At 43.5% G+C, this 12,010-nt stretch carries 11 protein-coding genes; 1 reads left to right on the forward strand and 10 read right to left on the reverse strand.

The features are described 5' to 3' along the window. Positions 1-75: 75 nt before the first annotated feature. Positions 76-792, reverse strand: coding sequence for a 7-cyano-7-deazaguanine synthase QueC (queC, locus tag OCV29_RS08985; protein WP_073603003.1), 717 nt, complete (start codon positions 790-792; stop codon positions 76-78). A 10-nt stretch (positions 793-802) separates the two neighbouring features. Beyond that, a complete protein-coding gene (gene queE, locus OCV29_RS08990) occupies positions 803-1,471 on the reverse strand; it encodes a 7-carboxy-7-deazaguanine synthase QueE (protein WP_073603099.1) in 669 nt (222 codons plus the stop codon). Between the two features lie 244 nt (positions 1,472-1,715). Here queE and OCV29_RS08995 point away from each other — a divergent pair, with 244 nt between their 5' ends. After that, positions 1,716-2,522, forward strand: coding sequence for a Cof-type HAD-IIB family hydrolase (locus tag OCV29_RS08995; RefSeq protein ID WP_073603004.1), 807 nt, complete (start codon positions 1,716-1,718; stop codon positions 2,520-2,522). A 196-nt stretch (positions 2,523-2,718) separates the two neighbouring features. On the opposite strand, the gene OCV29_RS09000 is transcribed toward OCV29_RS08995, so the two are convergent. The 8 genes from OCV29_RS09000 to OCV29_RS09035 all read right to left on the reverse strand — a co-directional run bounded on the left by OCV29_RS09000 (position 2,719) and on the right by OCV29_RS09035 (position 11,952). Then, positions 2,719-3,402: an expansin EXLX1 family cellulose-binding protein gene (locus OCV29_RS09000; protein WP_073603005.1), complete on the reverse strand. Its 684-nt coding sequence runs from the start codon at positions 3,400-3,402 to the stop codon at positions 2,719-2,721. 466 nt (positions 3,403-3,868) lie between these two features. After that, on the reverse strand, positions 3,869-4,345 hold the full coding sequence (locus OCV29_RS09005) for a GNAT family N-acetyltransferase (RefSeq protein ID WP_073603006.1): 477 nt from the start codon (positions 4,343-4,345) through the stop codon (positions 3,869-3,871). Positions 4,346-4,529: 184 nt separating this feature from the next. Next, positions 4,530-5,117, reverse strand: a complete 588-nt coding sequence (locus OCV29_RS09010) for an HD domain-containing protein (protein WP_073603100.1) — start codon at positions 5,115-5,117, stop codon at positions 4,530-4,532. A gap of 471 nt (positions 5,118-5,588) precedes the next feature. Next, positions 5,589-6,155 carry a ribosomal protein S5-alanine N-acetyltransferase gene (gene rimJ / locus OCV29_RS09015; RefSeq protein WP_073603007.1) on the reverse strand — a complete coding sequence of 189 codons (567 nt, stop codon included), beginning with the start codon at positions 6,153-6,155 and terminating at the stop codon, positions 5,589-5,591. Between the two features lie 15 nt (positions 6,156-6,170). After that, positions 6,171-7,718, reverse strand: coding sequence for a transcriptional regulator TyrR (gene tyrR, locus OCV29_RS09020; protein ID WP_073603008.1), 1,548 nt, complete (start codon positions 7,716-7,718; stop codon positions 6,171-6,173). Between the two features lie 111 nt (positions 7,719-7,829). After that, entirely contained in the window at positions 7,830-8,873 is a 1,044-nt protein-coding gene (locus OCV29_RS09025; protein ID WP_073603009.1) for a YcjF family protein, read from the reverse strand. Continuing rightward, positions 8,870-10,264, reverse strand: a complete 1,395-nt coding sequence (locus OCV29_RS09030; protein ID WP_073603010.1) for a YcjX family GTP-binding protein — start codon at positions 10,262-10,264, stop codon at positions 8,870-8,872. The genes OCV29_RS09025 and OCV29_RS09030 overlap by 4 nt, the downstream gene beginning before the upstream one ends. 173 nt (positions 10,265-10,437) lie before the next feature. Continuing rightward, positions 10,438-11,952: a fumarate hydratase gene (locus OCV29_RS09035; RefSeq protein ID WP_073603011.1), complete on the reverse strand. Its 1,515-nt coding sequence runs from the start codon at positions 11,950-11,952 to the stop codon at positions 10,438-10,440. Positions 11,953-12,010: the final 58 nt, after the last annotated feature.

A 12,010-nucleotide genomic window follows, 5' to 3' on the forward strand; every position in this document is an offset into this window, starting at 1 on the left:
AACGATGTTATACCGGGTAAACTAAAAAACTCACGAAGGATACGTGAGTTTTTTGTCAGGTTTATCAGGGCGTGTTTATCTTTTATCGCCGTTCCTGCTGGAAGCTGTTCTTTGCTTATCTAAATAAGCTTTCATAATTGCCGGTTTATTCTCAATGTATGTATCCAGTCCTGCTTTTCTGAGCTTACATGACGGACATTCTCCACATCCGTCCCCGACAATACCGTTATAACAAGTCAGCGTATTATCTTTCACCAGAGATAAAGCGCCATAGTGATCAGCCATGGCCCATGTCTCTGCTTTATCCAGCCACATCAGTGGCGTAATCACCGTCAGATCCCGTTCCATCCCCTGAACCAATGCATGGTTCATCGCTTTCACAAAATCATTCCGGCAATCCGGATAGCCTGAAAAGTCAGTTTCGCAGACACCGGTAATGACGGCAGATGCACCAATCTGGTAGGCATAAATGCCCGCTAATGTCAGAAATAAAATATTACGGCCGGGAACAAATGAATTCGGTAAACCATTATCCTGCAACGCTGCTGAAACCGGGATATCCTCTCTGGTCAGAGAACTGATGGCCAGTTCATTCAATACCCCTGCATTAATTATTTTATGTGCGGCAACGTTTAGTTTTTTCCCTAATGCCTGGGCGACTTCGATTTCCTTGCGATGCCTTTGTCCATAATCAAATGTGATTGCGTGTACTTCATCATAATTTTGAAGTGCTTCAACAAGACATGTGGTTGAATCTTGTCCACCACTAAATACAACGACAGCTTTGGTCATGTCGATATCCTCATGCAATACTCAGATACTTATGTGTCTGAATCGATAAGCGCCAGTTTCGTTCTGTGCAGATCTGGATACATAATTCAGTTGCACGTTGCTTTTGACTGATCGGTTGCAGAGCAATGATTGTCTCTTTTGGTATCTGAGCCTGTTTTAATAGATTATCCAGTTGCTCAATATCTTTCTGAGTACCAACAGGATGTTTTATTTCATTCGCTCTCAGCAAAGCGCTGGTCAATACCGGTAACTTCCCCTTCATGCCAAGTTTAGGAGAAACCGTGACCCATGTGTTCTCTGATGTTTTTATTTCAGAAGTACCACTGGTCTCTATCTGGCACTGGCAACCAATCTGTTCAAATGCATAAGATAAAGCCGTCAGGTCATAGATACACGGTTCTCCACCCGTAATGACAATATGTTTTGCCGTATATCCCAGTTCATGATAACGCTTCAGGATTTCTTCAACAGTCATTTCACACCAGTGCGGACTGTCTTGAGTTTTGACGATAACATCCTGAAATTCCCGGCGGTCAGCTTCATCTACATCCCAGGTCTGCTTTGTATCACACCACGCACATCCTACAGGACACCCCTGCAGACGAATAAATACGGAAGGAACGCCGGTAAACAGACCTTCCCCCTGAATTGTCTGGAATATTTCATTAATTTTATACAAGCTGGTCACCCGATTGATACAGGAGAGAGAACACTGGTCGCAGACCATAATAGATGCGCCAGCTCAGGTCAAATGAAACCCGCTTTTTCATTTATCTGTCATGAAGCTCTGGCCCAATGGTACCAGAGTGTGTTTATGTTTATTAGGGTTACTTCAGGATCCATGATTGACATAGGTTGAGGTAGCTTAGGTATATATGTGATGATATTCTCAAAACAACCTAACAGAACATTGGTAACTTCTCATGTATAAACTCATAGGATTAGATCTGGACGGCACATTATTGAACAGCCGCAAGGAAATATCACCCGAAACAATCGCTGTATTGAATGAAGCAAAGTCCCGTGGGATTAAAATTGTACTGGCTTCAGGCAGACCGCCTGAAGGAATGTACCCTTATCTGAAACAGCTCGGGCTCTGTACTGAGAATGATTATGTTGTTTGCTATAACGGTTCGGTTGTCAAAAATGTTGCCAGCGGAAAGATCATCCATCAGCAGGTTGTCAGTGCATCGGACGTCAAACAAATCGCAACGCTGGCTGAAAAATTAAATGTCAACACTCACGCATTCAGCCAGACACTGGGACTCATTACCCCAAAAGCAACAACCTATACACAATTAGAGGCAACCATTAACGGTATTGATATTCACGAAACCGACTTTTCGCTACTGGAAGACGATCATCCGATGATCAAAGCAATGATGGTCGATGAGCCGGAAAACTTAGCCAAGGCAATCGCAGGTTTACCTGAAACGCTGTATCAACAGTTTACCATTGTACAAAGCGCACCACATTTTCTTGAATTCCTGAATCCACTCAGTAATAAAGGGCTGGGAATAGAAATGGTTGCCCGTCATTTCAACATACAACCGGCACAGATTATTTGCTTTGGTGATGCAGAAAATGATCACCACATGATTGAATTTGCCGGGATGGGCGTCGCTATGGGAAATGCCATGCCACAAACCAAGGCAATTGCGGATTATATTACCACAACGAATGATGATCATGGTGTTGCTAAAGGAATTGAAAAATTAGTGCTGAGTTAAATACCTGTTCCTAATTCTAATTGCAGGCCACTCAGGCAGATATTCAGGAACAGGTATTTAACAATAAATGACCTTAAATTACCTGAATATTCAGACTTGCCGAATAAATATTTCCGAATAACTAAATAAAGAGGTAAATATTACCTCTTTATTTATATTAAATCACCAAAATGATATCAGGTTATTTCTCTGTTAATTATTGCTCAGGAAATTGAGTGCCTGTGTCTATTTCAGTGGTTACCTTAAATGGAATATTACTTACCTCAACAACTTGTCCTAAAAAGTCTGTAATCCGGAAGTCATACGGTCCGACACCAAAGCCTCTTTCCGCAACAAAATAATTATATGGTTTCCTTGGTAAATTAATATATTGATTATCACCACTGCGACGATATTCAATTTTTCTGATCGGATACATATGATCACGAGCCTGAACAGCAGTCCACCACTGACTTGAACCTTCTTTGAAATATAACTTCATATTTCCGGCCTGATTGTTAGCGATATAGTGCCACTTCACAGGAATACGCCCTTCAGGAATACTATCAATTTTCGCAAATGCTTTTTGATCAAGGTCCAAATCACCTTTTTTACATTCAGGACATTGATCATCCACTCGAACAATCACAGAAGCACCAGTATTCAGGCTGGTCGCTTCAATCAAAGCCCCACAGGCAGCAGAGCCATCATAATCGACAGCATTCATCGCAACAGTCAGCAATGAGTCATCTTTCGGGAAGCTGCAATTCCCACCGCCACCATAACCATAAAAGGTCCCCTCACCGTAGTGTTCAGAATTATCAGCAAACGCAGTTTGACTCAGCAAAACTGCTGGAACTATAAATAAAGCCGGAATTAATTTTCTTGATTTAATTTTCATACAACTGACTCCTGTATAAATATAATATATTCATTGGAATAAACATGAAATTTAATTACAAATAATTAAGTAAATTTCATAAATGACTTATATCATATTTATTTCAATAACTAACACCCATAATTATAAGCATTTTTCTTTATAAAAAAATAACCCACAAATACTAGCTGTAATTAATTTCAGATTGAGAATTTTATGACTCACGATCAGAGCAATCATCAGTCAAAATCAATATATACAATTTCAATCTGAATAAAAAGAAAAATTACTGTTATATTTTTCATAATGAGATCAGAGGTTATTTATATTTATAAATTTTTATAGAAAAAACACAGAAAACTGACTTTAGATTTATAAAAAACTTATTATACCCAAGCTACCTGAAGATGCATGACTCAGTGTATCATCAACAGGTCCGGTTCCGGGAAAAGGAATGAAGGCATGTGCCCACCTTTCGAAGTCATTGCTATTTCACCGCTTTTCTCAGCCAATGAATGTGATGATCAAACCCAAGCTGTTGATACAGCTTTTGCGCAGCCTGATTAAACGCCCAGACTTCGACAAATATCTGTTCAATACCGTAATCTTCAAATTCACGCATCAAACGGTCTAACAGCTGTCGCCCGATACCTTGGGAGCGGAATTTTGGTGAAACAAATAGTTCGTCAATACTTCCCATCAGGACAGGTTTACTGACCATCGAGACTAATTCCGAAAAATGGCCGGTAATAAAGCCAACGACAACATCATCATGACTGGCAATAAAAACTAATGCCTCTGGTGAATTCAGATAATCATTAATCTGCTTTTCCTTCATAACCTCCCCGGCAGTTTTAAAGTGCTCCGGGCAGGCAACATGATGTTCATCATGAAGGTCATACATTAATTTTTCCAGATGAACAAGGTCTTCAGTGCAACCAAAGCGAATGAATGTCGTAGGCATGATGATTCAGTATGGTACAGAGGTAGGTGTATTGTATGTCAGACCAAAAAAAAATCTATCTCAGATAAGATAGATTCTGGTTTAAATCTCACTTTCTGTGACAACCCACAGAGAAAGTCACAAATAAACGGTACACCCCCGATATTCAGGGCGTGACCAAGGTGTGGCAAATCAATCTAAAAAGTTAAAGCTTGAGCCAGTTATTATTTGCTGCCTGATCAATAATTTCCAAAGCATAATCCCATAAACATGTTGAGCCCTGCTCTATTCTTTGATTCATCGATAATACCTGATGTTTATGAACACCATGCTCTTTCCAGCTTTGCCCTTCATTGCAATAATTCAGCATAACCGGAATTAAGCGATCCAACGCTTTTGCAAAGCGGGCTTCAGGTGTAGCAGCTTCTTCAAACTCTTTCCACAAGGCTAAATATTTCTGTCCCTGGTCATCAGGTAAGATGCCAAACAGACGTTCAGCCGCTTTTAATTCTGCTTCTTCCTGATTTCTGGCCGACTCGACGTCGTAAATGAATGTATCACCCGCATCAATCTCAACAATATCATGGAACAACAGCATTTGAACCACTTTACTGATATCAACAGGCTCGTTCGCATATTCTTCCAGTAAAATGGCCATAATGGCGACATGCCAGCTATGTTCAGCCGTATTTTCTAAACGCCCTTCAGCACTTTTTACCCTTGTCCGTCTTAATATACTTTTCAGCCGATCTAACTCAACCACCAGCTCAAGCTGCTTTTTCAGACGTTCAATCACCAATATTTCCCCCATCAGATGATTCAAATAAATAACAGAAATAAAATAAGCCGATACCGGATTGAATGAACTCTTTTGGGTCTTATCTTCACCCGGCAGTCCGGTAACTCCAGCTGTAAAATGACTACACCTGTAAAATACCCACCCGCGACAAAAAACCAAATCCGACAAATAACAACACTACCAATAAAAGAGGATACAGCACAATATACTCTGGTGAAAAAAACCGGCTCATATTGAAAGCATTTGTTTCTCCGGAACCGGATTTGCAGGCGACTACAGATTAGGCTGTGAAAGATAAACACGCACTAAATATCTGTTCCTAAATATGCGCCTCTTTTGGTCACGAGGCAGATATCGATAAGCAGACCTTCCGCGCCAGGGAAGGCGCGGCAGAGCCCCAAGGATGGGTTTATGCGTGTCTGTGTTCGATATCTGCCTGAGTGACCTACAATTAGGAACTGGTATTTAGCTACCCGCTTCCCAATCCTGATTGATTAATGATGTAATATGATGGTCCTGCCACTTGCCGTTGATTAACAAATAATCTTTCGCAGTGCCTTCATACTCAAAACCAACCCGCTTGAGTACCGCTTCACTACGATGGTTAAAAGGCATATAAGTTGCGCTGATACGATGGAGTTTTTGTACCTGAAACATATAGCGACAAGCCATCTTTAACGCTCTGGTCATCACCCCTTTCCCCTGCGCATCTTCCGCGAGAGAATAACCGACAAAGCAACCATACAAAGGAAAACGGGTCATTTGACTGAAAGAAATCGTACCCAGCATCTGATTTGAAGGCATATCCAGAATTAAAATATAGTAACCCAGACCTAATTGCCGCAGCTCTTCGAGCTTCATGAGTTTCTGTGTCCACCCTTTGTGTTCAAAAAAGCCGGGTTCCCGTTGTGGCTCCCACGGGCGGAGAAACTCCTTATTATGACAAAAATATTTTGTAATCATCCGGGCATCATCAACTCGGGCTGTCCGGATCACAATATCATCATCAACATCATAAATATGATTTTGCATGTCAGATTACTCACCTCAATTTTTACGAATTTGATAATCTCTCAGCTTGTTGGCTATTGAGGTATGAGAAACACTCAATCGTTTCGCCAGTTTTCTGCTGGACGGGAAGGACTGGAATAACTTTGCCAGCACTTTCGCTTCATAATCACTCATGATTTCATCAAGTGAACCTTCCAGATTGAGCTGACTCACGCCATCCGGAATTTTTTCAGCTTTTGGCAGATGAAAGTGCTCTATAGACAGGACACCATCCTGAATCTCCGTGAGTGCCCTGAGCACAACATTTTCCAGCTGGCGCATATTTCCCGGCCATGGGCAATGAGAAAGTTTGTCCACAATATCATCATCAAACTGAGGTTTTTTCATCCCCATCTGTCGGGCATGCTTGGTTGCAAACAATTCAAGCAGTGGTTGTATATCTGCAGGACGTTCTCTCAATGGCGGAATTCCAATGGTCAGCACATTGAGCCGGTAAAACAAATCTTCCCTGAACTGACCCGACTCAGCCAATCCAGCAAGGTTATGCCGGGTTGAGGCAATGATCCTGACATCAACATGTTGCTCATGTTCTTCCCCAACCCGTCTGAAAGTACCATCCTGAAGAAAGCGCAATAATTTAATCTGAAGATGAGGACTCATCTCCCCGATTTCATCCAGAAAAATAGTGCCGCCATCCGCCAGCTCAAAAATACCTTTATGTCCGGACTGATGATTGAATGTTCCCGGTGCATGCCCGAATAGCTCCGTCTCGGCGACATCATCCGGCATTGAGGCACAACTGAGAACGAGAAAAGGAAAAGCAGCTCGTTCAGAGCGATTATGACAAGCTCTGGCAAGCATTTCTTTCCCCGTTCCGGTTTCCCCCTCAATTAACAGGGGCTGCTCGAGCAGAGATAGCTTTTTAGCTTGATTAATCAGTTGCTTATGACGGTTTGAAACACCCACAAAGTGTTCAAAGCCTAAATCATGGCTGAGTGGTAACTGCAGAGGCATGCCCGACGAGGCATGATCTTTCACCCGCAGAATAATCATGGTACTTGCCAGTACAGATTCGCTGAGATCATTGCGGATATGAACCGGCATCATTTCAAAGATATAGTCGAGCCCGTTGAGTACAATCTCTTCACGATAACGGGCTTTGTTACCTTCAAGCCAGCGGGCAAAATTAAATGATGGTATTAATCCTGTTATCGGAAGACCGATAACATCCTGCTTTTGTTTACCAAATAAGGAGAGAGCCGCATAATTAGCCATATCAATCGTCCCTTTCATATCAATGGAAAGAACGGCATCAGGTAAATTATTCAGCAGTGAAATCAATTCTGTATTATGCCTTTCTATTGGCATGAACTGGACTTTACGAACATCTTTGACACCGGAGATCATCCGGATTTGAGCCATAAGCTCACTAAATGTTTCAAAATCAATATCCGGACAGTTCAGATAAATGATACCCGAAACATCGATTTCAATACCTCTTAAATCAATGTTTCTTGAGGCGAGAATATCCAGTAATTCCCGGGTTAAACCGAGTCTGTCTTCACAAAAAACTTCGAGACGCACAGATGTGAACCTAAAAAGTGTCAGGAAAAGTTGACAGTAGTTTCTATCAAGGCCACATCTCCGTCAAGAGAACTCTCAAGAAAACATCACTGTCCTTCCATAATGCTCAAATTACTCTGACGACTTTGTAATCAGACCTTTCACTCTTGACATAATGGCCTGACGAATCGCTGTTAATCTGACCTTTCTTTCAGGAACCCATGGCAAAGGGCGAAGCAGGGTCATTGCCTGCAAGCCAAGACGAGCCGTCAAAATACCAATACCCATTCCCTGCCCGGCACGTGCAGACAGCTTTGCAGCCACGCCCGCTGATAACAAATCCGTACTGACATCCAATACCATTTCACTGGCTCCGGCCGCAGCCATATTCACAAACATTGTTCTCATTAACCGTATGCGTGACCAGTAGCCAAGCTTCACACCATACAATTGAGAAAGCTGGTTCAGCATCGTGAGGTTTCGCCACGCAACCAGCAACATGTCAGCAATAGCCAGCGGACTGGCTGCGACAAGAACCGCAGATTCAGAAGCCGAACGTGATATCAGCCGGATCGCTTTTTCATCCACGGATTTAAGAATATACAAATCATATAAATCAAAGACTTCAATATCATTAAATGCATGATTCAGCTGACTGCGCCATTTCACCACATCCGGGTGATTTTCAGCTATCCCGGCGTTTTTGATCAACTGTTCACAAAACGGTTTTGCCTGCCCGACACTGTTTGCCTGAATCAATGCTTCAGCCTTAGTCTGATGGGAAAAGTGCTGCCGCAGACGACGTAATGTCCGCCACTCTGCAATTAATTTACCGGCCCCGGCCCCGGCAAGTACACCTAAAAAGCCATACCAGCCAATAGACAACCAGTCTCCGGCCTGATAAGCATCGATACCAGCATCAACCGCCTGCCATCCTGCTAAACCAACAAATGCAGTCAGTATTGAGGGGAGAAACCGCCGCTTTCTGGCTGACGGGCGGATTAAATGCTCAATACCCGGCTCAGCAGGATGTACTGCCTTCTCAGTATCCGGATGCGGTGCCGGAACAAATTTATCCGAAGGACTAAATTGCTGAGTGGCTGTCAACTCTTCAGAATCAGGTTCTGTCTGGTCAAGTGTCTGCCTGAATACATGTTTTGATTTATACTGACTCATCGCAACTTATCTCCAATTAAATATTCCAGCGCACTATCCATACGAAGATGTGGTAAAGGCGCTCCGGGCTTCGATGGCTGAGGTTTAAACGGAACAAAGTCAAACTGATGTGATTTCCAGTAATCTGCAGCAGGAAGTCTTGCCGGCACTTCTCCCGGATATAAAGTCACCAGCTCTCCATCCAGCGTATGGCCCTGAATGGCCGGGTGATGTTGTTCAGATTCATGAATATATCCGGCTTGTGTCGCCTGAATTGAAGCCAGGCTCATCCCACGCATCTCCACTTCTTCATACGCCACCTGTTGCCAGACCGGATAAATCATTTGATCAAGCAAATTCATCAGATTGTTATGCTGGTCAGGTGTTACATGATCAGCTTTGGTGGCACAAAATAAAACTTTATCGATTTTGGGTGAAAACAGGCGGGACAGAATACCATTTCTGCCGTAGCGGAAACTTTGCAGAATCTGAATTAGCGCCTGCTGCATATCAACAAATGAATCATATCCTCTGTTGAGCGGGGTCAGGCAATCTACCAGCACAACCTGTCTGTCAAATGTTGCAAAATAATCTTTATAAAAACGCTGAACCACTTTTGATTTATATTCTTCAAAACGAGTATGAAGTAATTCGAAGTTGGTTGGCACATGCCGGGAAGAGGATTTTTTATCTTTCTCAGCCACCGCTCCGGCAAAAGGAAAAAACTGTAATACCGGCGCACCGGCCAGTTCACCAGGTAACACAAACCGTCCTGGCTGCACCCAGTGCAATCCATGGTTCTTACAATCATGCAGATACTGTGTGTATGCAGACGACAGCGATGCCAGTAACTGCTCATCTGCTTCCTGATCCGGATCCAGAGATTGACAGGCTTGAAGCCATGATTTTCCTAAATCCGCTCTTTGACCTTTCATCAGGCTCATTTGTTGTTCAGACCATTGTCTGAAATCCATCTCCAGCAAAGGTAAATCCAGCAGCCACTCTCCCGGATAATCAATAATATCGAGGGATAAGGTTGCAGTTTTACCCAGCAATCGTTTACTGCGCTTCACTGGTTTATATTTAATAGCGAGCCGGGTTTCACTCACATCTTTGGTTGGCTCCGGCCATTGTGTTTGACTGGCATGAAGAAAAGACATCGCTCTGTCATAATCAAAACGGGAGACCATCATATTGTTCTGGGGAACACGTTTGGTCCCTATAACTCTCCGCTCCTGCGCAGCAACCAGAAATGGTAAATGATCATGAGTCGACAGATACTGAATCTGGTTCATCAGCGAAGTAATGAAAGCCGTTTTTCCTGCCCGCGATAATCCAGTTACCGCAATCTTGAGATTGCTGTCAAAACCACGATGAATCAGCTCTGATACTTCCTGTCTGAATAACTTCATTCACCATCCCCCTGAAACGTATTGAATTTTGCTCATTAACAGTTTTTCGTTGTATGTCAGACAATCAATAAACAACCATAATACCAATCTATACCCAGACCTCTCAAATATAAAAAAGCCCCCGACCTGAGTCAGAGGCTTCCGGCTAAATTGATCAGAAAAACAAGTGAATACTATTTCTCTGCTTCAGCAATTTTAACCCGCCATATATCAGGACCAATCTGATGAGCATTTGCACCACCAGAATCGACCGCAACGGTCACCGGCATGTCTTCGACTTCAAATTCATAAATCGCTTCCATCCCCAGTTCTTCGAAAGCAACAACTTTAGCTTTCTTAATGGCTTTGGCTACCAGATAAGCGGCACCACCGACAGCCATCAGGTAAACAGCCTTATGTTTTTTGATCGACGCAACAGTGTCAGCGCCCCGTTCAGCTTTACCAATCATGCCCATAATTCCGACTTCGTCGAGCATCATATCGGTAAACTTATCCATCCGGGTTGATGTCGTTGGTCCTGCCGGGCCGACAACCTCATCACGCACAGCATCCACAGGGCCAACGTAATAAATAAATTTATCTTTCAGATCAACACCGTCAGGCAGACCTTCGCCGCTTTCCAGCATCGACTGAATTCTTTTATGAGCCGCATCACGCCCGGTCAGAATTTTTCCGGACAGTAATAAGGTTTCACCGGTCTTCCAGCTTTGGACATCTTCTTTCGTCACGGTATCCAAATTGACCCGACGGGTATTCTCACCGGCTTCCCAGGCAATGTCTGGCCAGTCTTCAAGTTTAGGTGGTGTGAATTCAGCAGGCCCGGTTCCATCCAGAGTAAAATGGATATGACGGGTCGCTGCACAGTTCGGGATTAAACAAACAGGCTTCGATGCTGCGTGTGTCGGGGCCGACTTGATTTTCACATCCACGACCGTGGTCAAACCACCCAGTCCCTGAGCACCGATGCCCAGCTTATTCACCCGGTTAAAAATATCCAGCCGGAGCTCTTCTTCCGCATTTTGCGGACCACGATCAATCAACGCCTGAATGTCGATGTGTTCCATGAGTGATTCTTTCGCCAGTACTGCCGCCTTTTCGGCAGTTCCCCCGATACCGATACCTAACATACCAGGTGGACACCAGCCTGCGCCAAGCAATGGTATGGTCTTCTCGACCCATTCAGCAATATCATCAGATGGGTTGAGCATTGCCATCTTGGTTTTATTTTCTGAACCACCGCCTTTTGCAGCAATCTGAATTTCGACTTTATCTCCGGGAATCATATTGATGTGGACAACCGCTGGCGTATTATCTTTGGTATTCACCCGCTTGCCTGCCGGATCAACTAATACGGAAGCCCGTAAAGGATTGTCCGGATTGGTATAAGCACGGCGAACGCCTTCATCTATCATTTCCTGAACTGTTTGATCAGTCTCCCAGCGGACATCCATACCAATATTGACGAAACAGGTCACAATGCCTGTATCCTGACAAATCGGCCGGTGACCTTCCGCGGACATACGTGAGTTAATCAAAATCTGCGCCATTGCATCTTTGGCAGCCTGACTCTCCTCACGGTGGTATGCTTTTTCCAGAGCCTGAACAAAATCAAGGGGATGATAGTAAGAAATATACTGAAGCGCATCAGCAACACTGCTGATTAAATCTTCTTTGCGAATTAACGTCATTGCTTGCCTCATTTATGTTATGCTTCATGGGCTGTACCTCCCCCTTACTAACCTGTTG

Origin of the sequence: Vibrio aerogenes (assembly GCF_024346755.1) — a bacterium.
Lineage (GTDB): Bacteria > Pseudomonadota > Gammaproteobacteria > Enterobacterales > Vibrionaceae > Vibrio > Vibrio aerogenes.

Excerpts from the sequence above, each read along its gene's own strand:
- OCV29_RS08995 (WP_073603004.1), top strand. The coding sequence starts at position 1,716 with ATGTATAAACTCATAGGATTAGATCTGGACGGCACATTATTGAACAGC.
- OCV29_RS09025 (WP_073603009.1), bottom strand. The coding sequence starts at position 8,873 with ATGAGTCAGTATAAATCAAAACATGTATTCAGGCAGACACTTGACCAG.
- OCV29_RS09035 (WP_073603011.1), bottom strand. The coding sequence starts at position 11,952 with ATGACGTTAATTCGCAAAGAAGATTTAATCAGCAGTGTTGCTGATGCG.
- queC (WP_073603003.1), bottom strand. The coding sequence starts at position 792 with ATGACCAAAGCTGTCGTTGTATTTAGTGGTGGACAAGATTCAACCACA.
- rimJ (WP_073603007.1), bottom strand. The coding sequence starts at position 6,155 with ATGCAAAATCATATTTATGATGTTGATGATGATATTGTGATCCGGACA.
- OCV29_RS09005 (WP_073603006.1), bottom strand. The coding sequence starts at position 4,345 with ATGCCTACGACATTCATTCGCTTTGGTTGCACTGAAGACCTTGTTCAT.
- OCV29_RS09000 (WP_073603005.1), bottom strand. The coding sequence starts at position 3,402 with ATGAAAATTAAATCAAGAAAATTAATTCCGGCTTTATTTATAGTTCCA.
- OCV29_RS09030 (WP_073603010.1), bottom strand. The coding sequence starts at position 10,264 with ATGAAGTTATTCAGACAGGAAGTATCAGAGCTGATTCATCGTGGTTTT.